Genomic DNA, 26904 nt, shown 5'->3' with positions numbered 1-26904 from the left:
TGGTCCGCTACGCCCTTGCCCGGACACCGATCCTGCGCCCCCTGATGCTCGTCGCGCTCGGGCTCGCGTCGGCCTGCAGCGGCGCCGCCTCGCCGGCGCCCGCGCCGCCGGCCCCCGGCGGGGAGGCGCCCGCGCCCCCGGCGGCGCCCGCGGCCCCCCGGCCCCGGGCCGCCCTCCCGGCGGAGGCGCCGCCCAACGTCGCCGAGGCGCAGGCCTTCCTGGCCGGCGTCGACCGGGACCTGCGCCGGCTGCGGCTCCAGTCCGCGCGCGCGGGGTGGGTGAACCAGACGTTCCTCACGGACGACACCGACGCGCTCGCCGCCTCCGCCGACGAGGCGAGCATGGAGTACCTCAACCGCACGATGAAGGCGGCGAGGCGCTTCGACGGCCTCGCGCTGCCCGCGGATCTGGCCCGCCAGCTGAAGCTGCTCAAGATCTCGACCACCCTGCCGGCCCCGAGCGACCCGGCGGAGCGCGCGGAGCTCGCCGCGCTCTCGGTCGAGATGACGAGCCTCTATGGCAAGGGCAAGTACTGCCCGAAGGGCAAGGCGGCGCGGCCGGCGCCGGCCGGTGCCGCTGCGGCGGCGGGGGCTCCGCCGGCGCAGAAATGTCTCGCGCTGGACGATCTCTCCGAGATCATGAAGACCAGCCGCAAATGGGATGAGCTGCTCGACGCGTGGACGGGCTGGCACGCGATCGCGCCGCCGCTCCGGCCGAAGTTCGAGCGGTTCGTCACCCTCGGCAACAAGGGGGCCGCGGAGGTCGGGTTCGCGGACCTCGGCGCGCTCTGGCGGGCCGGGTACGACATGCCGCCCGAGGCGTTCGAGGCCGACACCGAGCGGCTCTGGGGCCAGCTGAAGCCGCTCTACGACGAGCTGCACTGCTACGTGCGCGCCCGGCTGCGCGCGACGTACGGCAAGGACAGGATCGGCGACAAGGCCCCGATCCCTGCGCACCTGCTCGGCAACATGTGGGCCCAGGCGTGGTCGAACGTCTACGGCCTCATGGAGCCGTACAAGGGCCAGCCGTCGCTCGACGTGACGCGCAAGATCAAGGCGAAGAAGCTCGACGAGAAGCAGATGGTCGCGCTCGGCGAGCGGTTCTTCACCTCGCTCGGGCTCGACCCGCTGCCGGCCACGTTCTGGGAGCGGTCGCTCTTCACGAAGCCCACCGACCGCGAGGTCGTCTGCCACGCGAGCGCCTGGGACGTCGGCTACAGGAACGACCTCCGCATCAAGATGTGCATCCGGCCGAACGAGGAGGATCTCATCACGATCCACCACGAGCTCGGGCACATCTATTACTATAGCCAGTACTACAAGCTGCCGATCCTGTTCCAGGAGGGCGCCAACGACGGCTTCCACGAGGGGATCGGGGACACGCTGGCCCTCTCCGTGACGCCGACCTATCTGAAGACGCTGGGGCTCGTCGACAGGGTGCCGGAGGACGAGAAGGGGCTCATCAACTTCCTCTTGAAGACGGCGCTCGACAAGGTCGCGTTCCTCCCGTTCGGCAAGCTCATCGATCAGTGGCGGTGGGACGTCTTCTCGGGCAAGACGAAGCCAGCCGACTACAACAAGGCGTGGTGGGCGCTCCGGCTCAAGTACCAGGGCGTGGCGCCGCCCGTGCCGCGCAGCGAGGCCGACTTCGACCCGGGGGCGAAGTTCCACGTCCCGGCGAATGTCCCCTACACGCGGTATTTCCTCGCGCACATCTATCAGTTCCAGTTTCACCGCGCGCTCTGCAAGGCGGCCGGGCACACGGGGCCGCTCCACGCGTGCTCGATTTACGGCAGCGCGGCCGCGGGCGAGAAGCTGCGCGCCATGCTGTCGCTCGGCGCGAGCCGGCCGTGGCAGGAGGCGATGAAGGCGATGACGGGGGAGACCGAGGCCGATCCGAGCGCGATGCTGGAGTACTTCGAGCCGCTCCGGAGGTGGCTCAAGGAGCAGAACAAGGGTGAAGTCTGTGGGTGGTAATCGAGCGTAGGTGAGCTGTGCGCGTCTTCGTCGCTGTTGATCCGGGAGCCGAGCTCCTCGCCAAGGTCGGAGAGCTCCTCAGGGAGATCTCGCCCCGGGCTCCGTCCGCCAAGTGGGTGGAGCCTGCAGGGCTGCATATCACGCTCGCCTTCATGGGCGAGATCGGAGAGGAGCGCCTGCCGCTCGTCATCGCGGCGGCCGGGAGCGTCGCCGCCTTCCACAGGCCGCTGACGCTGCGGATCGAGAAGGGCGGCGCGTTCGGCACGCGGCGCCGCCCGCGTGTGCTCTGGCTCGGGGTGGGCGGCGCGGTCGGCGCCCTCACCGCGATCCACCGCGATCTCGAGCAGACGCTCTCGCTCTCGACGGGCTACGTGCCGGAGGACCGGCCGTTTGAGCCGCACCTCACCCTCGCCCGCTCGCGCGACCCGCGCGGCGATCCGGCGCTCGACGCGTGCGCTCAGGCGATCGGCAACGTCGACTTCGGCGAGACGCGCGTCGAGGAGATCATCGTCTACCAGAGCGAGATGACCCCGAAGGGCGCGCGCTACACCGCGCTCGCGCGGGTGCCGCTCGAGGGGATCGGCGCCCCGGAGCAGGGGCGCTGAGCGCCGCCCGCCCGGGCGACGGCGTCGCGTCGCGGCGCCCCGGCGCCCGCGCGACCCGGGATCGAGAACGGGCCCGCGGCGCGCCGCCCCCGCGAGCGCTTCAGCGCTTGCGCGGGACGGGCGCGGGGATGAGCCCGAGGCGCACCGCCTCCTTGTAGGCGAACGATCGGCTCAGCCCGAGCAGCCGGCCCGCCGTCGCCGCGTTGCCGCCCGCGGCCCGGAAGGCGCGCGCGAACGCCTCGCGGCGCGCGCGCTCCAGCGTCTCGGCCAGCGCCTCGACGGGCTCCTCGCCCGGCGCGCCTCCGAGCAGCAGCCGCTCTCCGGCGGTCTCGACCAGCGGCGCGCCCCCGAGCAGCAGCCGCTCTCCGGCGGCCTCGACCAGCGGCGCGCCGGAGCGCTCCAGCGCGCCGGAGGCGATCGTCTCGGCGGGATCGACGTCCTCGCGCCGCAGCACGAGCCGCCGGCCCGCGGCGCCCTTGCCCTCCTCGAGCGTCCGGCGCAGCACGGCGCGCTCCACGGTGTTCTTCAGCTCGCGGACGTTGCCCGGAAAGGCGCCCTGCGCGAGCGCGCGCAGCGCCGACTCGGTGAAGTCCACGCGCTCGGCGCCGAGCTCGGCCGCGACCTCCGCGGCGAAGCGCTCGCAGAGCGCCGGGATGTCCTCGCGCCGCTCGCGCAGGGGCGGCACGCAGATCGGGTAGACCCAGAGCCGGTGGAACAGGTCGGCGCGGAAGCGCCCCTCCGCGACCTCGCGCCGGAGATCGCGGTTCGTGGCGGCGACGACCCGCGCCTCGACGCGGCGCGGCCGATCCTCGCCCACGGGCTGGATCTCCCCCTCCTGCAGCGCGCGCAGGAGCTGCGCCTGGGCCGAGAGCGGGAGCTCGCCGATCTCATCGAGGAAGATCGTCCCGCCGCGCGCCGCCTCGAACCTGCCGGCGCGCGCCGCGGTGGCGCCGGTGAACGCGCCCTTCCTGTGGCCGAAGAGCTCCGACTCGACGAGCTGCGCCGGGATCGCCGCGCAGTTGACGATCACGAGCGGCCGGCTCGCCCGCGGCGACCGCTCGTGGAGCGCGCGGGCGACGCGCTCCTTGCCCACGCCCGTCTCGCCCGTGACGAGCACCGGCACGGACAGCGGGGCGAGCATCGCGATCTCGCGCTCGATCCGCTGCATCGCGGCCGACCGGCCGGGCAGCGCCGGGCCGCCGGGCGCCTCGCGCGCCCCGGGGGCGAGGGCCGGCGCGAGGCCGGCGTCGAGCCGCAGCGCGCCGGCGCAGAGCGCCGCGAACACGCGCGCGTCATCGTCGCGCAGATCGCCGAGTCCGTGGGGATCGAGGGCGTCGAGCGTGAGCAGCCCGGCGAGGCGGCCCTGCACGCGGAGCGGGACGGCCATGCAGGCGTGGATCGGGTGGATCTCGCCGGCGTTGCCGAGCAGCCAGCCGCTGTAGGGGTCGGGCTCGCTCGGGTCGAGGAACCGGATCGGCCCGGCCGCGAGCGTCGCCCTGCGGAGCCGCGGGTGCTCCGCGGGCCGGAAGCTGAGCCCCATGGCGGCCGGCGACAGCCCGATCTGCGCGGCGACGCCGACCGACCCGTCCTCGGCGGCCGCGAGCACCGAGAGCGCGTCGGCCGCCGTCACCTGCGCCAGGGCGCGCAGGATCCGCTGCAGCGCCTCGCCGCTTTCGGGCGCTTCGGACAGGCTGAGCACGGCGTCGAGCAGCGTCACGCGGGTTCCTCGAGGAGACGGATGCGGCGGCGGTTTCCTTCCGGAAACCACCGCAGGAAACACCGAGGGGACCGGCGGGGCAAGCGGCGACGGGCCTCTCGCGGCCAGCGCCGCTGCGCGCGATCGGGGATCCGGGTTTCCTGGAGGAAACCGCCGCGGCTCGCGGCGCGCGCCGAGCCGGCGGGATCGGCGCGCTCGGCCGGAGAAACGCGGCTGGCACAGCCCGTGCGATTCCCTGGGCGCCGGCGGGGGAGCTCGACGGCGAAGGCGATGGGCGCGCGGGCACGGCGCGCGGGCACGGAGGTTTGTCATGGGATTGAACGTGGGTCTGCTGCGGGAGAGCTTCGAGCTGGTGATCGGGAGGGAGCCCAACCTCACTCACCGTTTCTACGGCATCCTGTTCTCGCGATATCCGCAGGTGAAGCCGCTCTTCGGCCGCAACAGCCGGGAGCACCAGGAGAAGATGCTCGCCGAGGCGCTCGTCGCGGTCATCGACCGGCTGGAAGACGCGCCGTGGCTCGAGGAGAAGCTCATGGCGATGGGGGCCAAGCACGTCGACTACGGCGTCACGGACGCGATGTATCCCTGGGTCGCCGACGCCCTGATCTCCGCGATGGCCGAGGTCGCCGCGGCCGATTGGACCCCCGAGCACAAGCAGGCCTGGACGGACGCGCTCGGCGCCATCGCCTCGCTCATGCAGCGCGGGGCGCGGGCGTATTGCGCCGGCCGGCCCGAGGCGCTGGCGCCCGCGGCGCAGGCCGGCGGCTAGAGCGCCGGGCGCGTCACTCGCCCATCGCCTTGACGACGACGCGCTTGCGCCGCTTGCCGTCGAACTCGGCGTAGAAGATTTGCTGCCAGGGCCCGAGATCGAGCTTCCCCGCGGTGATGGGCACGATCACCTGGTGGTGCACGAGGATCGACTTGAGGTGGGCGTCGCCGTTGTCCTCGCCGGTCCGGTGGTGGTGGTAGTCGGGCCCGTCGGGGGCGAGCTGCTGGAGCCAGGCCCAGATATCCTCCCAGAGGCCCGGCTCGTGGTCGTTCACGAACACGCCGGCGGTGATGTGCATGGCGCTCACGAGGACCATGCCCTCCCGGATGCCGCTCGCGGCGACGACGGCCGCGACGCGGTCGGTGACGTTGATGAGCTCGCGCTTGGCCTTCGTCTCGAAGTAGAAATACTCGGTCTTCGACTTCATGGCTCCTCCCGCGCGCGTCACGGGGCGTGACGGAGCGCGCAATCAACGACCGCGCGGCCGCGCCGCCTGTCGCCGCGGGCGCGCGCCGGCTCCGGGGCTCCATAGCCCACCTGCCGGCCCGGCGCGAACCGCGTGCGGGCCCCGCGCCGAGGGGCTACGCTCGAGCGCCGTGAAGGCCGCGCGGCGACGGTTGATCCTCGACATCGTGGCCACCGACGCCACGTTCGAGCGCACGGAGATCCGCGGTCAACCGGCGTGGGTGGGCAAGTGCATCCATTGCCTGTCGCACGTCGTCGTCGGCCTCGACGGCGAGCCGATCCAGCGCGCGACGATCGAGCACATCGTCCCGCGCACGCACGGCGGGACGGACGCGCTCGACAACCTGGCGCTCGCGTGCGGCCGGTGCAATGCTCTGAAGGGAATGCGGCTCGACGTGCGGCGCCGCGACGACCCGAAGCTCGTCGCGATCATCGAGCGGCTCCGGGAGCGCAAGGCGAGCCGCCTCCGCGGCGCCGGGACGTAGCGCGGCCATCCCGCGGCGCGGGGGCAGGGCGCTCGGCGCGCTGCGTTCAGGGGTAGAGGCGCTCGACGCGCCAGCCGTCGCCGTCGCGGAGGTAGACCACGCGGTCGTGCAGGCGGCTCTCCTGGCCGCGCCAGAACTCGATCCGCTCCGGCACCACGCGGAAGCCGCCCCAGAACGGCGGCCGGGGCACGGGCCCTCCCTCGAAGCGGGCCTCGATCTCGCGCACCCGCTCGAGGAGCGCCTCGCGCGAGGGCAGCAGCGCGCTCTGCCGAGACGCCCAGGCGCCGATCTGGCTGCCCCGCGGGCGGGTCTCGAAGTAGGCGTCCGACTCCGCGTCGCTGACCCGCTCGATGCGGCCCTCGACGCGGACCTGCTCGGCCGCCTTGGCCCAGTGGATGCACAGCGCGGCGAACGGGTTCGCCGCGATCTCCATCGACTTGCGGCTCTCGTAGTTGGTGAAGAACACGAACCCGCGATCGTCGATGCCCTTCAGCAGCACCATCCGCGCCGACGGGCGCCCCGACGCGTCCGCCGTGGCCAGCGTCATGGCCGTCGCGTCGGTCGGTTCGGTGGTTTGCCGCTGCTCGAGGAGCTCGCGCGCGAGGACGAAGGGATCGGTCGGCTCGTTCGTCATGTGAAATTGCGGCATTCATATACAGGCAGCGAGCGCGCGTGGCGAACCCGAACGGCCAATATCCGCCGCGCCGCTTCGGGTTGAGCGCCGCGCGCGGCGGCGGCGCCGCTGCCGGCGCGGCGAGGCAACGAACCGCGCGTGGGGTGAGGACGCGCGGGGGAGGGCGCGGCGGCTTTCCTTTCCGGGAAAGCCCGCGTTGTCGCGCACTCGTCGTTTTGATACTAGCGGAGATCCAGAGCGAGGGCGTGCATGGTCGCACCGGTCAACGTGGGGGACGTCCTCGCGGACAAATACGAGGTCGAGCGCGTCCTCGGCGAGGGCGGGATGGGCGTGGTGGTCGCCGCCCGCCATCGCCTGCTCGGCGAGCGGGTGGCCATCAAGTTCCTGCTGCCCCAGGCCCGCGAGCGCGCCGATCTGGTGGCCCGCTTCCTGCGTGAGGGGCAGGCCGCGGCGCGCATCCGGAGCGAGCACGTGACGCGCGTGTTCGACGTCGGCACGCTCGCGCGGGGCGAGCCCTACCTCGTGATGGAGTACCTCGAGGGGACCGACCTCAAGGCCCTCCTGCGCGATCGCGGCCCGCTCTCGGTCGAGCTCGCGTGCGATTACCTGCTGCAGGCGTGCGAGGCGCTCGCGGAGGCGCACGCGCTCGGCATCGTCCATCGGGATCTGAAGCCGGGCAACCTGTTCCTCAGCCAGCGGGCCGACGGCAGCCCGCTCATCAAGGTCATCGACTTCGGCATCTCCAAGATGGCGCTCGCCTCCGAGCCCGCCGCGCCCAGGGCGCACGACATGACCGAGAGCTCGGCGATGCTGGGCTCGCCGCTCTACATGGCGCCCGAGCAGATGGTCTCCTCGAAGAGCGTCGACGCCCGCGCCGACGTCTGGTCGATGGGCGCGATCCTCTACCAGCTGCTCACGGGCGCCATCCCCTTCCAGGGCGACTCCGTGATGCAGATCTACGACCGCATCCTCGAGGGGCCGCCTCGGCTCCGCGGGCTGCGCGCCGACGTGCCCGAGCGCCTCGATCGCGCGGTGCAGCGCTGCCTCCAGCGGAACCCCGCCGATCGGTTCGGCAACATCGCCGAGCTCGCCGCCGAGCTGGCCCCGTTCGCGCCGCCCCACGCGCAGCACCTCGCCGCGCGCGCCGCGCGCGTGCTGCGGGTCCGCCTCGACGCGATCGGGGAGGGGAGCGCCGAGGGGGGCCGCGAGCCCGGGCGGCGCCCGCTCTCCACGGCGCCCGGGCCCGGCAGCGCGCCGCCGCCGCCCGGCGGCAGCTCCGGCGGCCGGGGCGTGCCGGCCGGCTCGGCGTGGGGGGCGCCCACGGCGCTCCTGACGGACGGCGCGGCCACGGATCGCTCCTGGGGCGGTACGCGCGCCTCGTCGGGCAGCGGCCGCGCCGGGGCGCGCGCCCTCGGGATCGCGGCGGCCATCGCCGCGGCGCTCCTGGGCGGCGCGGGGCTCGCGTGGGTGTTCGCGCTCCGCGCTCCCGCGCCGGACGCCGCGCCCGGCGCGCCGACGGCCTCGTCGGCGCCGGAGGCATCGTCGCCGCGCGACACGGCGGAGCCCGCGACGGAGCCCGCGGCCGGCGGGCTCGCGGAGCTCCCCGACGGCGGCGCCGCGCTGCAGCCGGGGGCGAGCGCGACCGTGACCGTCAGCGCCATCGGGACGGCGCGGCCGGCGGCGAGCGCGGCCGCTGCGCCGAAGCCGAGCGCATCGGCGAGGGCGGCGCGGCCGCCCGGGCGGCCTTCGCCGCCGCCTCGGCCCACGCCGTCCCGCCCGGACGATCTTTTTTCCGATCCGCGATGACATCGCGTGCGCCCAGGAGAGGTCCCGTCTTGCTCTGCCATCGTCGTCCCCCGAGCACCTGTCCCGAGGCCGGCTGCCGTGCGGCGGCCTCCAGCGCGCCGCGGACCGGGGGCGCGCGTCTCCGTGCGCTCGCGCTCCTGTCGGCGCTCTCTGCGCTCACCGCGCTCGCGCCGGCCGCGCGCGCCGCGGAGCCCAGCCGGGAGGAGCGCGCCGCCGCGGTCGCGCTGTTCGACGAGGGGCGCGCGCTGATGGCGGCGGGCAAGCACGCCGAGGCCTGTCCGAAGTTCGCCGAGAGCCACCAGATCGATCCGGGCATCGGCACCCTGTTCAACCTCTCCGATTGCTACGAGCGCATCGGCCGGATCGCGACGGCGTGGATCGGCTTCCGCGACGTCGCGGCCGCCGCGCTGTCGGCGGGCCAGACGGAGCGCGAGCGGGTGGCGCGCGGCCGGGCCGCCGCGCTCGAGCCGCGCCTCTCGCGCCTGCAGATCGTGGTCCCGAACGAGGCGGCGATCTCCGGGCTCTCGCTCACGCGGGACGGCGTCGCCGTGGGGCGGGCGCTCTGGGGGACGGCGGTGCCGCTCGACCCTGGCGAGCATCGGGTCGCCGCCGCGGCGCCCGGGCACACGCCGTGGGAGACGAAGGTCGTGATCGACAAGCCGGGCGTGGTGAGCGTCGCCGTGCCCGCGCTCGAGCGCGCGCCGGCGCCGGAGCCCGCCGCGCGCTCGAGCGCCGCGCCCGGCGCGCCCGTCGCGCCGCCGCCGGCCCGTCCGTCGGCGGACACGCCGCCTCCGCCGCAGGGCGGGAGCCTCCGCAAGCCGATCGGCATGGTGGGGGTCGGGCTCGGCGTGGTCGGGCTCGGCGTCGGCACGGCGCTCGGCTTCGTGGCCAAGTCGACCTTTGACGAGTCCATCGAGGGCGGCCACTGCGACGAGGAGGGCCGCTGCGTCGACCAGACGGGGCTCGATCTCCGCGACGATGCGGTCGGGATGGGCAACATCGGGACGGTGGTGTTCATCGCCGGGGCGGTGATCGCGGCCGGCGGGGCGGTCCTCTGGATCACCGCGCCCTCCGCGCCCGACGTCGCGACGGCGTCCGGGGGTGGGCGCGGGCGGGCGGGCGGCGCACCCTTTCGCGCGCGCGTCGGCCTGGGCCCGGGCAGCGCGTGGATCGCCGGATCGTTCTGAGCGGCGCGCGGGACGAGCAAAGATGGCAGATTCGTAATCGTCTGTCTCCACGCTGAGCTCCGACGTACGGAGAGCCGTAGTGGCCACGACTGCCGGTGAGCCCGGGCGGCGGCCCTCGCCGGCGGGATCCGTGCATGCGGTGATCAGAAGGGCGGTGGGCGGGAATATAGCCCTGGCTTCGACCAGAAACGGATTTACGCGTACCGCTCTGCTTCAAATGTCTGCCTCGGAGAGATGGCCGTCGCGCCGCCGGAGCGCCTCCGCCTGTCAGGCGCATTCCGCCTGAACGGCGGATTGACTGCATGAGCAGCGCGATGCCGTTCGATACCGATGGATCGGCGCGGCGCTCCGTCCTTTCATACCGACGTCGACCCGCCGAGCGGGCTTATCGGCGGTCTCCGGTCTTGCGGGCGATGACCGCTGGGACTCCATGCCACGCTCTTTCGCCCTGGCAGTAGATCATGAGTGCGCCACGGCGCCTCTCATGTAGAATGCGCCCCATGAAAAAACAGCGTACGACCTTGGCTTTGTGGATGGCTTTGACGCTGGGTGGCGGCGCGTGTCTCGCGCTGGGCACCGGCGCATGCAGCGATGACGGGGAGACGGGCGGGAGCGGCGCGACCTCCGGCCCGGGGGGGAGCCAGGGCTCCACCGGGACGACGGGAACGGGGGCTGGGAGCGGGACGGGGGCCGGAACGGCGACGGGGACGTCGAGCGGCTCCGGCGGCGCCGGAGGCGGCACATCGGCGAGCGGGGCCACCACCACGGGGACGGGCGGCTCGGGCGCCGGCGAGCCGACGGCGTGCGACGCCAGCGCGGCTCCCGATGTCGGGAAACTGGCGCTCGCTCCCGTCGTCACCGGCGTGGAAAAGCTGACGTATGCCGCGCAGCCGAAGGGCTCGGACGACTGGTATCTCGTGCAGCAGACCGGTCAGATCCGCGTGTTCTCGGGCGGCGCGCTGCGCCCGGGGGTCTTCCTCGACGTGAGCGACGAGATCCGGCTCCAAAGCGGTGCCTTCGACGACGAGCGCGGGCTCATCAGCATCGCGTTCCCGCCCGACTACGAGAGGAGCGGCAAATTCTACATCATGCTGACGCCGACCACGGGCACGAACATGAACCGCGATACGGTGCTCGAGTTCAAGCGCTCCGCCGGCGATCCTTACGTGGCCGATCGGACGCCCACGAAGACGATCCTGCGGCTCGACAGCTCGCAGGTGAACCACAACGGCGGCCATGTCGTGTTCGGGCCTGACGGCATGCTCTACGTCGGCACGGGCGACGGAGGCGGGTCCTGCAACAACGACAAGCAGGGGGCGCCGCAGGATCCGAGCTCGCTGTTCGGCAAGATCCTGCGCCTCGATCCGAACGCTCCCGAGCCGTACGCCGCGGCCGGCAATCCCTTCCCGGGCGACGGCGCGCGGACCTGGCATTATGGCCTGCGCAATCCATATCGCTTCGGCTTCGATCGCGCGACGGGCGACCTCTACATCGGCGACGTCGGCCAGGACTCGTACGAGGAGGTCGACTACGTCCCCGCGGGCGTGTCGGGGCTGAACTTCGGCTGGGCGAAGTTCGAGGGCGACCACGAGGATACCTGCCGCGGGCGCACCCTGCGCGAGGGCTCGACGCACACGCGGCCCATCGTCGACATGGACCGGAGGGCGAGCGCGACGGGGCCGTTCCGCGATTACAAGTCGGTCATCGGCGGCTTCGTGTACCGGGGCGCCGAGGTGCCTCAGCTCAAGGGCGTGTACCTGTTCGGCGACTACACCGGAGGGCGCATGGGCGCGCTCGTCCAGTGCGGGGACAAGACGTCGCCCCTCACGCTCATCCTCAAGAACCCCGATCCGAACACGCCCAACGCTCCGGCGTTCACGCGTCAGGGCGGGCTGCCGACCTTCGAGGGGCTCACCGCGATCGTCGAGGACAACGCCGGCGAGCTCTACTTCGTGGCGAACCGCAACAGCCTGGTGAAGATCGTCCCCGGGACGTGAGCGAGCCCGAGCACGGCGCGAGCGCCCGGATCACCGGCGCCTCGCGTCGTGCCCTGCCCCTGGGGCGCGCTCGCCTCCGGGAGCGCGTCCCCGCCTCCGCGCGCGCCCATGCGCGCCCGCTGCGCCACCCTCACGGCGATCCGCCATCGTTGCAGCCGTCGTGCCGCGTCCGATCGCTGCCGGCGGCGCGCCCCCTACCGAGCGCCCAGCGGATGTGCTTCGCTTGCGCCGCTCATTCAGGAGGCTCCCCATGAAGAATGTCTTGACCGTGCTTGTGGCGCTCGGCGCCGTGTGTCTCGTCGGCTGCGAGGACAAGCCCCAGCAGGTGACGCCCGAGCCGCCGAAGGGCGCGACCACGACCGAGGCGGCGAAGCCCGCGCCCAAGCCGGCCGAGCCCGCGAAGGCGGCGCCGGTCGAGAGCGCCAAGCCGGCGAGCACCGGCGGCTGGTGATCGGCGCGGGGGCTCGGCCCGCTGCCCCGTGGCGCCGACCCATGGCCGCGCGCCCCCTCGCGCTCGCGCTCTCGCTCGGCCTCGCCGCCGCGGCCTGCGACGGCCGCCCCGCGCCGCCGGCCCCCGGCGGCGGCCCCGATCCGCTCGAGCCGCTGCGGCGCTTCGAGGCGGCCCGTCGCGCCGCGACCGACTTCTCCCGCCTGCCCAGCTCCGACCGGCTGCTCGGGCCCGATCCGATCGCGCTCCGCCCCGTGGATCCGCTGGGCCGCCCCGCCGCGCCGGGCGCGCCCGCGCTGCTCTCGCCGCTCCGCGGCCGCGACGCGCTCGTCTTGCTCGACGCGTCGCTGCGCGAGCTCTCCCGCGCCCCCGCGCCGGCCTCGCCGACGGGGGTCGCGGTCATGCCCTCCGGCGAGGTCTTCGCGAGCGGCGAGGCGTCGCCCGCGCTCTTCCGCTACGTCGTGCGCGGCGCCTCGCTCGAGCCCGCGGGGCGCATCGAGCTCGCGCGCGTCCACGGCGTCCGCGACGTCGCCGCCGGTCCCGAGGGGGTCCTCTACGCGCTCGACGAGCGCGCGGGCGCGCTCCTCACGCTGCGCCCCGGCCCTGCCCGCGCGGACGGGCGCCTCGAGGTCGAGCGCTGGGACGAGCCGATCGGCGCCGGCCCGTTCCGCGTCGTCCGGCTCGCGCGCCACCTCATCGTCGACTGCCTCCTCGACCACACGCTCGTCGTGTTCCCGGTCGGCGCGGACGGCCGCCCGCTCCCGGGCGGCGCGGCGCGCATCCGCCACGACGGCCCAATCTGGAGCTTCGACGCGATCGAGACGGACGACGCCGGAGGCGGGCTCCTCCTCGCCGCGGGCGGGGTCGAGGATCGCCCGCTCGACCGGACCGGCGGCTCGTTCGGCTACATCGACTCGTTCGTCTTCCTCTACCGCGTCGCCGCCGGCGCCCGGCCCGAGGCGGCGCTGCTGTCGGCCGTGAACGTCTCGGAGCACGGCGTCCTCACCCCGAAGGCGATCGCGCTCTCGGCGCTCCCGTCCGGCGTGCGCGTGGTCGCGACCGGCTACGGCGGCGACCGCCGGGCCGAGCTCCTCTTCCGCGCCACGGACGCCGGCCTCTCGGCCGCGCCGGAGGTCTCCACGCGCCCGCTCGCCCCCGGCGTCGCCGCCATGGCCGCGCTCGACGGCGGCGCGTTCGCCTACGCGAACCCCCTGCTCGACGCGTGGCTGCTCGACGCGGGCGGCGAGGGCGCCGCGGTCGTGAAGCGGCCGGTCCAGGACGGCGGCGCGGACGCCCGCGTCGAGGAGCTCCGCCTCGGGGAGGCGCTCTTCTTCACGTCGCTGATGGCGCCGTGGAACAGGACCGACGGTCCGCTCAGCCGGTTCACCTGCGAGACGTGCCATTTCGAGGGCTACGTCGACGGCCGCACGCACCACACGGGCCGCGGCGACGTGCGCGCCACGACAAAGCCGCTGCTCGGCCTGTTCAACAACCGCCCCCACTTCTCCCGGGCCCTCGATCCGGACCTCACCACGATGGCGGACAACGAGTTCCGCGTCGCCGGCGCGCTGAGCGGGCACGACCCGTGGTTCTCCCTCTCCGCCGCCGACGCCCCGTGGCTCGCCGAGCTCGGGCTGTCCGACGCGGCGCGCGCCGGGTTGCCCCCCGAGGCGCTCCGCCGCGCGCTCATGAGCTTCCTCATGGCGTTCTCGCACCGCGCGAACCCCGCGGCCCTCGGCCGCTCGAGCTTCACCCCGCTCGAGCGCGACGGCGCCCGGGTGTTCCGGGACCGCTGCGCGCGCTGCCACGCGCCCGTGCTCCGCAGCGACGATCCCGGCTCCGCGGTGCCGTTCGAGCGCTGGGAGGAGCTCGTGCTCGCGCCCGAGGGGGCGATCGTGTGGGGCCGCGCCGGGTACGAGAGGACCGGCGTCGTGCCGTACGTGCACGAGGACGGCGCGCGGGTGCCGTCGCTGCGGCGGCTCTACAAGAAGCGGCCGTACTTCACGAACGGCTCCGCGAAGAGCCTGCGGCAGGTGCTCGATCGGGCGCGCTTCCACGACGGGGGCGGCCGCGCCGACGCGCCGGTCGGCGCCGCGCCGGGCGCCTTCTTCCACGACGGCGCCCCCACCGGCGAGGGCCTCGCCGCGCTGGACGCCGGGTCGATCGAGGCGCTGCTCGCCTTCCTCGATCTGCTCTGACCCGCGCGCGCTCGGCGCTGCGCAGAGGCGCGTCTGTCCCCCTTTTTCGCGGCCGGCCGAGCCCCGGGCCCGCCCGCGCGGATCCCGCAGCATCGCCGCGCGATCCGCGGTAAATAGGCGAGATGCGACTTCACCCCACGTTCCCCCGCCCGTCGGCGGCGGCCATCGACAAGGCGCGCCGGCTCCTCGAGCGCGCGCTCGGCCCCTCCAAGGTCATCACGTCGGCCGAGGGATGCGCCGCGTACGCGGGGGACGAGTCGGATCAGCCGCCGGTGAGCCCGGACGCGGTCGTGCTCGCCTCCTCGCCGGCCGACATCGAGAAGGCGGTGCGGGCGGCGAGCGAGGCCGAGGTGCCGGTCGTGCCGCGCGCCGCCGGCAGCGGCAAGTCGGGCGGCGCGGTCCCCGTGGCGGGCGGCATCGTCATCGCCACGATCGGCATGAGCTCCATCAAGGAGATCAGCCGGGAGGAGCAGGTCGCGGTCGTCGAGCCGGGCGTCATCCTCGCCGACCTGCACGCAGCCGTCGAGGCCGAGGGGCTCTTCTACCCGCCCGATCCGAACTCGCTCAAGATGTGCGCCCTCGGCGGCAACATCGCCGAGAACGCCGGCGGCCCGCGCGCCTTCAAGTACGGCGTCACGCGCGAGTACGTGCTCGGGCTCGAGGCGATCCTCGTCGACGGCACGCGCCTCCGCACCGGCCGGCGCACGGTGAAGGGCGTGACGGGCTACGACGTCACGGCGCTGCTCGTCGGCAGCGAGGGCACGCTGGCGATCACGACGGAGGCGACGCTCCGGCTCATCGCGAAGCCCCCGTCGGTCATGACGCTGCTCTGCCTGTTCCCGGACGTGCGCGCGAGCGGGCGCGCCGTGAGCGCCCTCGTCGCCGCCGGCGTCGTGCCGCGCTGCCTCGAGCTGCTCGACCGCCCGACGCTCGACGCGGTCCGGGCGCGCGGCGTCGGGGTCGACGAGCGCGCGGGCGCGATGCTGATCATCGAGGTCGACGGCGAGCCCGCGGACTGCGAGGTCCAGACCGAGCGGGTGGGGCAGGTCTGCATGGACGCCGGGGCGCTCGACGTGCTCGTCGCGCAGGACAAGGCGCAGCGCGACCGGCTCTGGGAGGCGCGCCGCCAGCTCTCGCCCACGACGCGCGCCATGGCGCGCCACAAGATCTCGGAGGACGTCGTGGTCCCGCGCGACAAGATCCCGGCGCTGCTCGACGAGGTCGCGGAGATCTCGGCGGCGACCGGCGTCCGCATGCTCACGTACGGCCACGCCGGCGACGGCAACCTCCACGTCAACCTGCTCTGGAACGAGCCGGAGCTCGTCCCCCAGGTCGAGGCGGCGCTGTCGCGCCTGTTCCGCGCGGTGATCGGCATGCGCGGCACGCTGAGCGGCGAGCACGGTATCGGGACGTCGAAGGCCGAGTTCCTCGCGCTCGAGCAGTCGCCGGAGCTCATCGCCATCGAGCGCAGGATCAAGGCGGTGTTCGACCCGAAGGGCCTGCTCAACCCGCACAAGATCTTCCCGCGGCGCGCGCTCACCGCCGCCGAGCGGGGCGAGCGCGACGGCGGGGCCGAGCGCGCGCCGGGCTTCCCGACCCACGTCGCGGCGCCGTCGCACGGGGCGTGCTGAGCCGTGCGGGTCCTCGGCATCGATCCCGGGTCGCGCCACCTCGGCTGGGGCCTGCTCATCCGGCAGGGCACGCGCGTCGAGCACGTCGCGCACGGCGTCATCGACATCGACACGAGCGGGACGTTCGCCGGCCGGCTGGTGGAGATCGACGACGAGCTCGGGAAGGTGATCGCCGCGCACGCGCCCGACGCGGCGGCGGTGGAGAGCCTGTTCTTCGCGAAGGACGCGCAGAGCGCGGCGAAGCTCGGCCACGCGCGCGGGGTCGTCTTGCTCCGGCTGGCGCGCGCCGGCGTGCCGATCTCGGAGTACCCGCCGGCGCTGGTGAAGCGGACCATCGTCGGCCGCGGCGCGGCCGAGAAGGCGCAGGTGGCGCAGGTGATGACCGCGGTCCTGCGGCTCGCCGCGCCCCCGCGGCCGGACGCGGCCGACGCGCTCGCCATCGCGATGACCCACCTCAGCGCCGCGGGCTTCGCGGCCGCGCTGGCGGCGTCCGGCGCGCCTGCCCCCTCCCGGGCCCGGCCGCGGCGGGCGCGCCTCGGTTGAGCGCGGCCCGGCCGCGCGCGGCGGCTCGGCACCACGTGGCCCCGCCAGGCGCGACCGAGGCGGTCCGGGCGCACACACCGTGTGCTATGGAGCCTGCATCGGACGCGCCCGCGCCGCGTCCAAAGTGAAAAGTTGCGGCGCGCCCCGGCTTCAGCGAGGGCGGCGGTCGCCGGGGGGACCGGCGGTGATCACCGGTGCCCCTGTCTCACGAAGCGCGGAGGCGACACGCCTCTGGACATCAAAGGAGATCGGGAAGGATGACGCGAACCTCACTTTACCGCCTGGTCGCCGCGTGCCTCATCGGGCTGGCGGCGCCTGTCACGGCCGTGCTCGCGACGCCCGGCGAGTCCCAGGCCGCGGGCCCCACCGCCGAAGAGCTCGGCAGGCGCGTCCAGCAGTTCTACGACTCCACGAAGACCTTCAAGGCGAGCTTCACGCAGACCTACACGATCAAGGTCCAGGACGTGAAGAAGGTCTCCACCGGCAAGGTGATCTTCGAGAAGCCCGGCAAGATGAGCTGGGTCTACGACGCGCCGAACGGCAACCGCGTCGTCTCCGACGGCGAGACGATCAAGGTCTACGAGAAGGACAACGAGCAGATGTTCGAGACGCCGGTGAAGGGCTCCCAGTACCCGGCGGCGCTCGCGTTCCTGATGGGCAAGGGCCAGCTCACGAAGGATTTCTCGCTCCGCCTGCTCGACCCGGCGCAGATGAAGTTCGAGGGCGGCTATGTCCTCGAGGGGACGCCGAAGGAGGCGACCCCGGCCTATCAGAAGATGCTCCTCTACGTGGACGGGCAGACCAACCAGGTGCGCCGAGTGCTGATCCTCGACGCGCAGGGCAACCGGAACCGGTTCGACTTCGCGTCGCCGGTCGTCAACCAGCCTGTCGCCAAGAACGAGTTCAATTTCACGCCGCCTCCCGGCACGCGCGTCGTCCGCCCCTGACGCCACCCCGGCGCGCGGCGGCCGCCGCGCGTCACCTCCGCCGACAGCTCGAGGAAGCGGAGCGTCACGGCGCCCGCGCTCCTCGCCGACCGCGCCGCGCCGGATGCCTCAGGGAGGTATGCCCGGCGCGTCCCGGCGTGGTAGAAATATCGTGTGATGCTTCGATCCGGCGGGTGTGAACGACAGCTCCGAGACTGCCGTTGCCCGCCGCGGATCGTCGCCGCTTCTGGCGGCTCCATGCGTGCGGTGGGGGTCCGTCTCGGCTGAGCGGTCACCCGCTGTCACGAGGATTTCGCGAGAGCGCTCGAGCCATGGACAACGCCCACGGACACCGTCCCGATCTCCGCGGCCTGCCGCAGCAACCCCGGCCGTCGGAGCGCCCGAGCGAGCACGCCCAGCCCGGCGGCGGGCAGGCTCGCCCGGGGTATCCGGCGCACGGCGCGGGGCCGCACTCCCCGGGACAGCCGCCGCACTGGCCGCAGGGGCATGGGCAGGCGCCGCAGGGGCACGGGGCGGCGCCGCAGGGCTACGGACAGGCGCCGCAGGGCTACGGACAGGCGCCGCAGGGCTACGGACAGGCGCCGCAGGGCTACGGACAGGCGCCGCAGGGGCACGGGGCGGCGCCGCAGGGCTACGGTCAGGCGTCGCAAGGCTACGGACAGGCGCCGCAGGGCTACGGACAGGCGCCGCAGGGCTACTGGCCCCCGTCCCGTGCGCCGATGCCCGCGCACGGCCCTGGCCCGCAGCACGGCGCTCCCTCGCCGCACGGCGCCGCGCAGCCTGCGCCCGCGCATCCCCACGCTGGCTACCCTGCGGTCATGCGGGCGGCGCGAAGGCCCGACCCGGACCGGCGGCGGCGCATCGCCGGGCTGTGGCTGTGGGCCAACGGCATCGTCGCGGGCGCGGTCCTCAACGTGATCTTCACGCTCTTCGGCGTGATCGAGTCCGGGGGGAGCATGCTCGGCGCCATGGTCGTCGGCGCGCTCTTCGCGTTCCCGCCGCTCGTCCTCTACCTCTTCGTCCCGATGGTCATCGATCGGTACGATCCGGAGCCGTGGTGGTGCTTGCTGATGGCGTTCCTGTGGGGCGCGCTCGCGGCGACCGGCTTCTCGATCCTGATCAACACTGGCGTGCACGTCGGCGTCTCCAGCAGCTTCGGCGAGCCGATGGGCGAGCTCGTCAGCGCGTCGGTCAGCGCCCCGTTCGCGGAGGAGCTCTTCAAGGGGCTCGGCGTGTTCGGCTTCTTCTACTTCTTGCGCCGCGAGTTCGACGGCATCGTCGACGGCATCATCTACGCCACGTTCTGCGCGCTCGGCTTCGCCGCGGTGGAGAACGTGCTGTACTACGCGCGCGCCTCGATGCAGGGCAGCGACGTGCTCGCCGGCACCTTCGTCCTGCGCGGCGTGTTCACGCCCTGGCTCCACCCGCTGTTCACGTCGATGACCGGGATCGGCTTCGGCCTCGCCCGGGAGTCGTCGAAGACCTGGGTGCGCGTCGCGGCCCCGATCGGCGGCTACCTGCTCGGCGTCGCGCTGCACGCGGTGTGGAACTTCCTCCCGACCGCGCTGGGCCGCGCGATGGGGGATCTCTTCATGCCGTGGCTGCTGCTCTGGCTGTGCTTCGTCGCGTCGTTCTTCGGGATCATCGTGGCGCTCGTCATCCGCAAGGGCTGGGTGATCCGGGATCATCTGCGCGACGAGGTCGCGCTCGGCATGCTCACCCAGGACGAGCTCGAGCTGGTCTGCTCGCCGATCGGGCGGCTCCGGTGCACCCTCGGCTGGCGCGGGGCCACCGGGCGGAGCTTCATCCGCGCCGGCGCGCGGCTCGCGCTCAGCAAGTGGCACACGGCGCGCGCGCTGGAGGGCCGCAACCGGACGCTCAGCGCCGACTTCATCGGCCCGCTCCGGCACGAGATCGCGCAGCTCCGGCAAGAGCTCCTAGCCCGAGCTCCGCGCTGAGCGGCGGCCACCCGCTTCGGATACGGGCCCACCTCGACGTTTTCGGTGCTCAGCGCCCTTCCGTGCGCCTCCGCGCCGAAAACGCCGATCTGGGCCCGTCTCCTGTGCGGGTGGCCGCCGCTCGGGAGCGGCGGCTTCGGAGTGCGCCTCCGCGCCGAAAACGCCGATCTGGGCCCGTCTCCTGTGCGGAGGACCGCCGCTCTGGATCGCCGGCTTTGCGGTTACGCTGTCAGCTCTGCGAGCCGTTCGTCTCGTCGGCTGCGCTGGGCCGCGCGGCGGCCTGGGGGGCGCGGTCCTCGCGCCGCTGCACGGGCTTCGCGGGGATACCGACGACCGTCGTGTTCGGCGCGACGTCGTGCACGACCACGGCGTTGGCGCCGATCCGGGCGCCGTCGCCCACCGTGACGCCGCCGACGATCTTCGCGCCGGCGCCGATGAAGAGATCGCTCCCGAGCACCGGCGTCTGCCGCCGATCCGCGCCGATCGTCACCTGGTGCTCGATGAGCACGTTCGAGCCGCCGCGGACGTTGCCGTTGATGACGACGCCGTTCGAGTGGATCAGCACGAACCCCGGCCCGAAGTCCGCGCCGCGCCCGATGACGCAGCCGCCAGCGAGGTTGGTCGCCTTGTTCAGCAGCATCTCGACCACGGGCATCCGGTGGGTCCGCGCGGCCTGCGTGAACCGGTAGAGGACCATCGCCGCCGTGCCGTCCGTAGCCAGCGTCTTCAGGATCGTCGGCCATGGATCGCCGCCGTAGCACCATGTCGCCTTCTTGCGCACGTCGGCAGCGATGAGTCGCAAAGTACGCAGCATCCCCGCGAGACTAGCGCATCTCGCCCCGCCGGTGCGACCTTTCGCCGCGCGTCCGCGGTCCGCGCGCCCTCGCAGCCGCGCGCAGGGCCGCTCGCCCCCTTCACGACGAACCGCGGCGCGTTCTCCCTGCATTCTCCCCGGAGAAAGCGGCGCACCGCGCTGTTGCCATCCGGTCATCTGCCCGTCACATCGCTCGGGTACACGCGCTCTTCAGCATGGCGCGTATTTTGGTTATCGAGGACGAGCCGGCGCTCCAGAAGGTGCTCGATTACAACCTCAGGCAAGCCGGGCATGAGGTGCTCCTCGCGGGACAGGGCGGTGAGGGGGTCCGGCTGGCCTTGGACCAGCGGCCCGATCTCGTCTTGCTCGATCTCATGTTGCCCGACCTCTCGGGCATCGAGGTGTGCCGCGCTCTCCAGCAGAGCGAGGCCACCCAGCGGATCCCCGTGATGATCGTCTCGGCGCGCGGAGACGAGGTCGACCGCATCGTCGGCTTCGAGCTCGGCGCCGTCGATTACGTCGTCAAGCCGTTCAGCGTGCGAGAGCTCGTGCTGCGCGTGCAAGCCGTGCTCCGCCGCGCGAAGTCCTCCGGGGACGGGGAGCGGAGCATCGAGTTCGGCTGCCTCCGCATCGACGAGGGCGCTCATCGCGTGTGGGTCGATCGCGAGGAGGTCGAGCTGACGCTCCTCGAGTTCAAGCTCCTCGTCGCCCTGTACGAGGCGCGCGAGCGCGTGCAGACGCGCACCGCGCTCCTCGACGGCGTCTGGGGCATCGACGTGAGCATCACGACGAGGACCGTGGACACCCACGTCAAGCGGCTGCGCGACAAGCTGCGCCGCGCCGGCGATTACATCCAGACCGTCCGCGGCATCGGCTATCGATTCGCTTCCTCGCCCGACGTGCCCGAGAGCCGCAGCGCCTGATCGCCATATCGGGAGATTCCCGGCAATCGTTGCCACCACGTCATTCTGGCGTAACGAAAACTGCGTACCGTGTGCGTGTTGGTTCACAGCATGGGCCAACCCATTGAAGCCGGTGGCGCTCGCCTGAGCTCAGGTGGAGCTCTGGCTTTTTCGCCAGCTGGCACCTGGAGCCTCGATGCACCTGGAGACGTGGAATGCGGGGGAGGTCGATCCTGACCGAGCGAGGCGGCTCGCGATCGGGTATGCGGCTGGGCTCCTGCTCTTCGCGGGCATTGCGCTCCTCGCCGCCCGCCTGAGCGGCGCGATTCAACCTCCTCCGCCCGAGGAGGAGGTCGTCGACGTCAAGCTCGCCACCCGGGTCCCCGAGGCGCCGCCCCCCGCGCCGGCGCCGGCGCCCCCACCGCCGGCTGCGGAGGCCCCGGCGCCTCGCCCCGCGGCGCCCCGGCGCCCGGCGCTCGTCGCGCCGACCGCGGTGCCGAAGGAGGCGCCGCCGGAGGCCGACCCGAGCGAGGCCAAGGCGAGCGACGAAGACGCCTACGGAGAGCCGGGCGGCGCGCCGGGCGGCGTGCCGGGCGGGGTCCCCGGCGGCACGGGGACGGCCGCCGTGACGGCCGCGCTGCCACCGCCGCCTCCGCCACCGCCGCCTCCGCCGCCGCCGCCGCAGAGGGGGCCGATTCACCTGCCCGAGAACGCGACGCCGCCGGTCGCGCTCTCCTGTCCGCCGCCCGTCCCCCCTGAAGCTGCGCTGAGCGCGGGGGTGGAAGCGACCGTGGCCGTCCGGTTCGTGGTCACCGAGACGGGCGAGGTCACGAATGTCTCCATCGTCCGCGGCCACCCCCTCTTCAACGACGCGGTCCTCGCGGCGATGAAGACGTGTCGCTACAAGCCGGCGATCTCCGAAGGGAAGCCGGTGTCCGTCTGGAGGACGATTCCATTCCGCTTCAAGGCGAAGCGGTGATTTCCAGCGTACGGCCGCGGAGGCGGCCTCTCGCGAGATGAACGAAGGAGTAGAGTCATGATGCAGTTCGATCTCGGGCACATCTGGGCGAGCATGGGCCTCCTGAGCAAGCTCGTCGCGTTCGCCCTCGTGCTCATGGCGCTGGCGAGCGTCGCCGTCGTGGTCGAGCGGCTCATCGCCCTCGCCCGTCAGGCGTCCGAGACCCGACGCTTCGCGACCGAGGCGCGGCCGGTGATGGAGGCGTGGGACACCGCGCGGCTCGTGGAGATCGCCGGCCAGTACGACCGATCGGCGCTCGCCCGGATCGTCGCGGCGGCGGTGCGCCGGTTCCAGCGCGCCCTCGACGCCGGCGAGGGCGGCGTGCCCCCGGTGGAGCTCGCGCGCCGCGAGGTATCCCGGCGCCGCGAGGCGATCTCGGCCGATCTGCGCCGCGGCCTCTCGGTGCTCGCCACGGTCGGCTCGGTGGCCCCCTTCGTCGGGCTGCTCGGCACGGTCATCGGCATCATCACCGCCTTCCAGACCATCGCGTCGACCGGCTCGGGCGGCCTCGGCGCCGTGAGCGCCGGCATCGCCGAGGCGCTCATCGTCACCGCCCTCGGCCTCGGCGTCGCCATCCCGGCGGTGCTTTGCTTCAACTACCTCACCACCCGCATCGCCGCGGTGGAGCTCGCGCTCGAGCGCAGCGCGGGTGAGCTCATCGACGAGATGGAGAACGAGCATGGGCGTTCAAGTGGAGAGCAAGCGCTCCAGTCGGCAGCAGCCTGAGCCGGAGATCAACGTCACGCCGCTCGTCGACGTGGTGCTCGTGCTCCTCATCATCTTCATGGTCATCGCCCCCCAGATGGAGCACGGCGAGCGGGTCGAGCTCCCGGCGGTCTTCCAGCCGGATCCGAGGTCGAAATCGAAGCTCGACCCCATCTACGTGACGATCACCGGCGCCGGCACCGTGTTCCTGGAGAAGGAGGCCGTCGCCGATCTGCCGGCGCTCGGCGAGCGGCTGCGGGTCATCCGCGCCGCGGAGCCGGAGCGCCGGGTGGTCATCAAGGGCGACTCCTCGGCGAAGTACGGCCGCGTGCGGGAGACCTTCGCGCTGTGCCAGGAGGTCGGCTTCGCCGGCATCTCGCTGCAGGTGAGCCAGCGGGGCGGCGGGGCCTCCGCGGTGCCGGAGGAGGGATAGCGCCGTGGGGATGAGCGTTCCGCAGGGCGGCGCCAGGAAGGGCGGCGTCGCGCCGAGCATGAACGTGACGCCGCTCGTCGACGTGGTGCTCGTGCTCCTCATCATCTTCATGGTCGTCACGCCGCTGCTCGCGAAGCAGCTCTGGCTGAATCTGCCCAAGAAGGACGACACAGCGAAGCTCTCGCCGCCCCCCGACGACGCCACGAGGCCCGTGGTGCTCACGGTGGATGAGCGCGGCGTCATCCGCATCAACCAGGCCGAGGTGCAGCGAGACGAGCTGAAGGAGCGGCTGGCGCGCATCTTCGCGGCGCGCTCGGACGACGTGCTGTACTTCGACGCAGAGGACGAGGCCGCCTACGCGGTCGCGGTGGAGGCCATGGACGCCGCGCGCATGGGCGGGGCGAAGACGATCGCCGTCCTGACAGAGAAGACCGGGCGCTGAGCCGGCGCGGCGCGCGGCCCCGAGGCGGCGTCGAAGAGGCGTTGCGGGGCCGACGCCTGACCGCGAGCGCGCGGCGCGGTGCATAGGAGAGGGTGGCGGGGAGCTGGCTCTCCGCCCTCCTCATCGACGGGGCGCAGGTGCGCCCGGACATCGGATCGGAAAGCGCGCCCGAGCTCGGGGCGTGAAGGGACAGGTGCATGATTCGCAGGAGGATCTCGGGGGTAGTCGCAGCGCTCGTGGCACCGCTTTGCTGGGGGGCCACGGCGCTCGCCCAGGGCGACCCCGGCGCCGCCGCGCCGCCGCCGGACGCCGCGCCGCCGCCGGCAGGCGCGGAGACCCCGGCCGGCGCCCCGCCGGCCGAGGACGCCGCAGGGCTCGACGAGCCGAGCCCGTCGCGCCCGCCGCCGGCAGGGAAGGGCGTCGTGTGGGGCGTCGTCACGGACTCCGCCACGAAGGAGCCCGTCTTCGACGCCCAGGTGTCGGTCGTCGGGACGAAGCTCAAGGTCATCGCGGATCTCGACGGCCGCTACCGCCTGGAGCTCCCGCCGGGGAGCTACCAGCTGCGGGTCTGGTACGAGGCGTACAAGCCCCAGCGCGTGCAGGACGTGCGCGTGACCGCCGGGCAGGTGAGCCAGGTCGACGTCGGCCTGGAGCCGGATCAGCAGGTCGAGGACGTCGTCGAGGTCGAGTTCGAGCCGGAGCGGGCGAGCGTCGCGGCGCAGCTGCTCATCCGGAAGAACGCGGCCCACGTGGGCGACGCCGTCGGCGCGAAGGAGATCGCGAAGACGCCCGATCGCAACGCCGCGGAGGCCGCGAAGCGCATCGTCGGCGCGACCGTGGTGGACGGCAGGTACGTGTACGTGCGCGGCCTGGGCGAGCGCTACACGAACGCGCTCTTGAACGGCGCCCCGCTGCCGAGCCCCGAGCCCGACCGGCAGGCCGTCCCGCTGGATCTCTTCCCGTCGCTGGTCCTCAGCGACATCACCGTCGTCAAGACGTTCACCCCCGACATCCCCGGCGATTTCGCGGGCGGCTCGGTCCAGATCAACACGCGGGAGCTCCCGACCAAGTTCCTCTTCCAGGCCTCGCTGTCGCTCGGGCTGAACACCCAGGCGACGTTCCGGGATCGCGTGAGCTACGACGGATCCGGGACCGACTGGCTCGGGATCGACGGCGGCGCGCGCGCCCTGCCGGACGAGATCCCCGATTACAAGGTGGTGCGCCTCGGCCCCAAGCCGGGCGGCGGCACCATCTCCAGGGACGAGATGACGGCCTACGGCAGGGCGATCAACTCGTCCATGGCGACGACGCGGTCGTTCACCCCGCCGAACGGCAGCGGCAGCGTGGTCGTCGGCGACACCCTGAAGCTCGGCGGCGAGCGGCGCCTCGGCTACATCGCCACCCTGAGCTACGGCCGGAAGTTCTCGCCGCGCGCCAGCGAGATCGCCGGCATCTTCGATCCCGACCCTCGAACCGGCGATCCCGAGCGCATCGGCGACATCGCGACGGGGAACATCCGTGATCAGGTGTCCTGGGGCAGCTTCGGCAGCGTCACCTACAACCCGGATCAGGACCACAAGGTGACGCTCACCGGGCTCCACAGCCGTTCATCGGATGACCAGGTCAGCGTGGCCGACGTGGACCCGAGCAACGGAGACAGCGCGATTCGCGACACGATGCTGCGGTTCGTCTCGCGATCGCTCACCCTGGGCCAGCTCCAGGGCGAGCACCGCATCGAGGCGCTCGACGGCGGGACCGTCGACTGGAAAGCGTCGCTCTCCCTCGCGACCGCGGACGAGCCCGACACCAGGGAGACCGTCTACGTCCGTGACGACGCGAGCGGCGCCTTCTCGTGGGACGAGGGCACGCTGAGCGGCGCGCACTTCTTCAGCGACATGAGCGACGTGAGCTACGGCGGGCAGCTCTCCTACACCCAGCCCCTCGTCCGCGGCGACACCCCGACCCGGCTGAAGGCGGGCGGTCTGCTCAACTTCCGAGCGCGCGAGTTCAACGCGCGCCGGTTCCGGTTCAAGCAGCGCCCGGGCGCGGATCCGGCGCTCCTGCGCCAGGGGCCGGGGCAGCTGTTCTCGGACGAGAACATCGGCTCGGTGCTCGAGCTCGAGGAGATCACGCGCGAGACCGACTCCTATACGGCGAACGACGATCTCTACGCGGGTTACGTGATGACCGACGCCGCCGTGACGCGATGGCTCCGCGTGGTGCTCGGCGCCCGGGTCGAGGCGTCCTCGCTGTCGCTGAGGGCGTTCGACCGGTACTCCGCGGCGAACCCCGAGATCGACGTCGAGAGCGACAAGGTCGATCTCCTGCCAGCCCTCAACGTCATCGTCAAGACGACCTCGAGCTCGAATGTCAGGCTCGGCGTGGCCAAGACGCTGGCGCGGCCCCAGCTCCGCGAGCTCAGCCCGACCCTGTATCAGGAAGGCTATAGCGGCAGAGAGGTGCAGGGCAATCCCGAGCTCCGGCGGACGAGCGTCGTGAGCGGCGATCTCCGCTTCGAGATCTTCCCGACGGCCGGAGAGGTGGCCGCGGTCAGCGTCTTTTACAAGCACTTCCAGGAGCCGATCGAGGAGGTCATCCTCCCGAACGGCGGCAGGGGCAGGCTCACCTACGTCAACGGAGACGCCGGCTATCTCGCAGGCGTCGAGCTCGAGCTCAGGAAGGGCCTCGGCTTCATCTCCCCGCTCCTGCGGGAGGTCACCGCGCTCGGCAACCTCACCTTCGTGACGTCGGAGGTGACGATCGATCCCGAGATCAGCGCGGGAGGGATCACGATCACGAGCAGCCCGACGCACCCTCTCCAGGGGCAATCCCCCTTCGTCGTGAACCTGGGGCTCGACTACACCGGAGAGTCGACCGGCACGAGCGCTCGGCTGCTCTACAACCTGTTCGGCGTCCGGCTCAGGAGGATGGGGAGCAGGCTGCCGGACGAGTACGAGCAGCCGCGGCACCAGATCGACCTGACCGTCGCCCAGCGCCTCGGCGAGCACGTCGAGCTGAAGCTGGCCGGCGAGAACCTCATCGACGCTCCGGTGCGCATCACGCAGGGGAGGGAGAGCGACGGCGACAACATGGCCAGTCAATACAACCTCGGCACGACGGTGACATTGGGCGCCTCGTATACCTATTGAGCGCGTGCCATTGAATCGTCACGCGTCGATCGTCGCGATTTCGCGCGCATGATTCATGGTGGCTCGCCAGGAGGT

At 73.0% G+C, this 26904-nt stretch carries 23 protein-coding genes; 19 read left to right on the top strand and 4 right to left on the bottom strand.

Annotated features, from left to right (window positions below; all coding sequences use genetic code 11):
• The first annotated feature begins 44 nt into the window (after positions 1–44).
• Complete coding sequence (locus WMF26_RS30940) at positions 45–1976, top strand: M2 family metallopeptidase (RefSeq protein WP_438002466.1); 1932 nt, start codon at positions 45–47, stop codon at positions 1974–1976.
• Positions 1977–1993: 17 nt separating this feature from the next.
• The gene (gene thpR, locus WMF26_RS30935; protein WP_061623114.1) at positions 1994–2581 is read left to right on the top strand and encodes an RNA 2',3'-cyclic phosphodiesterase; all 588 of its coding nucleotides are present in this window, start codon (positions 1994–1996) and stop codon (positions 2579–2581) included.
• A gap of 100 nt (positions 2582–2681) precedes the next feature.
• On the opposite strand, the gene WMF26_RS30930 is transcribed toward thpR, so the two are convergent.
• Positions 2682–4298 (bottom strand): sigma 54-interacting transcriptional regulator, encoded by a 1617-nt coding sequence (locus WMF26_RS30930; protein WP_437995625.1) that lies wholly within the window; start codon positions 4296–4298, stop codon positions 2682–2684.
• A 310-nt stretch (positions 4299–4608) separates the two neighbouring features.
• On the opposite strand from WMF26_RS30930, the gene WMF26_RS30925 reads away from it, so the two are divergent.
• A complete protein-coding gene (locus WMF26_RS30925) occupies positions 4609–5067 on the top strand; it encodes a globin domain-containing protein (RefSeq protein ID WP_437995624.1) in 459 nt (152 codons plus the stop codon).
• A 13-nt stretch (positions 5068–5080) separates the two neighbouring features.
• On the opposite strand, the gene WMF26_RS30920 is transcribed toward WMF26_RS30925, so the two are convergent.
• Complete coding sequence (locus WMF26_RS30920; RefSeq protein WP_061623112.1) at positions 5081–5494, bottom strand: secondary thiamine-phosphate synthase enzyme YjbQ; 414 nt, start codon at positions 5492–5494, stop codon at positions 5081–5083.
• 169 nt (positions 5495–5663) lie between these two features.
• Between WMF26_RS30920 and WMF26_RS30915 the strand changes: the two genes are divergently transcribed.
• A complete protein-coding gene (locus tag WMF26_RS30915) occupies positions 5664–6017 on the top strand; it encodes an HNH endonuclease (RefSeq protein ID WP_061623111.1) in 354 nt (117 codons plus the stop codon).
• 46 nt (positions 6018–6063) lie between these two features.
• On the opposite strand, the gene pdxH is transcribed toward WMF26_RS30915, so the two are convergent.
• Positions 6064–6651, bottom strand: coding sequence for a pyridoxamine 5'-phosphate oxidase (gene pdxH / locus WMF26_RS30910; protein WP_437331971.1), 588 nt, complete (start codon positions 6649–6651; stop codon positions 6064–6066).
• A 249-nt stretch (positions 6652–6900) separates the two neighbouring features.
• Between pdxH and WMF26_RS30905 the strand changes: the two genes are divergently transcribed.
• From WMF26_RS30905 to WMF26_RS30865, 9 genes are all read left to right on the top strand, one after another.
• The gene (locus tag WMF26_RS30905; RefSeq protein WP_437995623.1) at positions 6901–8457 is read left to right on the top strand and encodes a serine/threonine-protein kinase; all 1557 of its coding nucleotides are present in this window, start codon (positions 6901–6903) and stop codon (positions 8455–8457) included.
• 29 nt (positions 8458–8486) lie between these two features.
• Positions 8487–9644 carry a hypothetical protein gene (locus WMF26_RS30900; protein WP_437995622.1) on the top strand — a complete coding sequence of 386 codons (1158 nt, stop codon included), beginning with the start codon at positions 8487–8489 and terminating at the stop codon, positions 9642–9644.
• A gap of 533 nt (positions 9645–10177) precedes the next feature.
• Positions 10178–11641, top strand: coding sequence for a PQQ-dependent sugar dehydrogenase (locus WMF26_RS30895; RefSeq protein ID WP_437995621.1), 1464 nt, complete (start codon positions 10178–10180; stop codon positions 11639–11641).
• Positions 11642–11891: 250 nt separating this feature from the next.
• Positions 11892–12092: a hypothetical protein gene (locus tag WMF26_RS30890; protein WP_061621546.1), complete on the top strand. Its 201-nt coding sequence runs from the start codon at positions 11892–11894 to the stop codon at positions 12090–12092.
• Between the two features lie 41 nt (positions 12093–12133).
• Complete coding sequence (locus WMF26_RS30885; RefSeq protein ID WP_437995620.1) at positions 12134–14287, top strand: hypothetical protein; 2154 nt, start codon at positions 12134–12136, stop codon at positions 14285–14287.
• A gap of 122 nt (positions 14288–14409) precedes the next feature.
• The gene (locus WMF26_RS30880; protein WP_061621407.1) at positions 14410–15918 is read left to right on the top strand and encodes an FAD-binding oxidoreductase; all 1509 of its coding nucleotides are present in this window, start codon (positions 14410–14412) and stop codon (positions 15916–15918) included.
• Positions 15919–15921: 3 nt separating this feature from the next.
• Positions 15922–16461: a crossover junction endodeoxyribonuclease RuvC gene (gene ruvC, locus WMF26_RS30875; RefSeq protein WP_437995619.1), complete on the top strand. Its 540-nt coding sequence runs from the start codon at positions 15922–15924 to the stop codon at positions 16459–16461.
• A 257-nt stretch (positions 16462–16718) separates the two neighbouring features.
• On the top strand, positions 16719–17408 hold the full coding sequence (locus WMF26_RS30870) for a LolA family protein (protein ID WP_437331965.1): 690 nt from the start codon (positions 16719–16721) through the stop codon (positions 17406–17408).
• A 311-nt stretch (positions 17409–17719) separates the two neighbouring features.
• Entirely contained in the window at positions 17720–19366 is a 1647-nt protein-coding gene (locus WMF26_RS30865) for a PrsW family glutamic-type intramembrane protease (RefSeq protein ID WP_437995618.1), read from the top strand.
• A gap of 229 nt (positions 19367–19595) precedes the next feature.
• On the opposite strand, the gene WMF26_RS30860 is transcribed toward WMF26_RS30865, so the two are convergent.
• Entirely contained in the window at positions 19596–20168 is a 573-nt protein-coding gene (locus WMF26_RS30860; RefSeq protein WP_437995617.1) for a serine O-acetyltransferase, read from the bottom strand.
• 227 nt (positions 20169–20395) lie between these two features.
• Here WMF26_RS30860 and WMF26_RS30855 point away from each other — a divergent pair, with 227 nt between their 5' ends.
• The 6 genes from WMF26_RS30855 to WMF26_RS30830 all read left to right on the top strand — a co-directional run bounded on the left by WMF26_RS30855 (position 20396) and on the right by WMF26_RS30830 (position 26829).
• Complete coding sequence (locus tag WMF26_RS30855) at positions 20396–21103, top strand: response regulator (protein ID WP_437331962.1); 708 nt, start codon at positions 20396–20398, stop codon at positions 21101–21103.
• Positions 21104–21278: 175 nt separating this feature from the next.
• The gene (locus WMF26_RS30850; RefSeq protein WP_437995616.1) at positions 21279–22061 is read left to right on the top strand and encodes an energy transducer TonB; all 783 of its coding nucleotides are present in this window, start codon (positions 21279–21281) and stop codon (positions 22059–22061) included.
• A gap of 57 nt (positions 22062–22118) precedes the next feature.
• On the top strand, positions 22119–22826 hold the full coding sequence (locus WMF26_RS30845) for a MotA/TolQ/ExbB proton channel family protein (RefSeq protein WP_437995615.1): 708 nt from the start codon (positions 22119–22121) through the stop codon (positions 22824–22826).
• Positions 22780–23238, top strand: a complete 459-nt coding sequence (locus WMF26_RS30840; RefSeq protein WP_437995614.1) for an ExbD/TolR family protein — start codon at positions 22780–22782, stop codon at positions 23236–23238. The genes WMF26_RS30845 and WMF26_RS30840 overlap by 47 nt, the downstream gene beginning before the upstream one ends.
• A 10-nt stretch (positions 23239–23248) precedes the next feature.
• Positions 23249–23680, top strand: coding sequence for an ExbD/TolR family protein (locus WMF26_RS30835; protein ID WP_437995613.1), 432 nt, complete (start codon positions 23249–23251; stop codon positions 23678–23680).
• Between the two features lie 236 nt (positions 23681–23916).
• Entirely contained in the window at positions 23917–26829 is a 2913-nt protein-coding gene (locus WMF26_RS30830) for a TonB-dependent receptor domain-containing protein (RefSeq protein WP_437995612.1), read from the top strand.
• Positions 26830–26904 lie beyond the last annotated feature (75 nt).

Source organism: Sorangium sp. So ce185, from assembly GCF_051526825.1.
GTDB classification, from domain to species: Bacteria; Myxococcota_A; Polyangia; order Polyangiales; family Polyangiaceae; genus Sorangium; species Sorangium cellulosum_D.
This window is presented reverse-complemented; position numbering and strand designations above follow the sequence as displayed.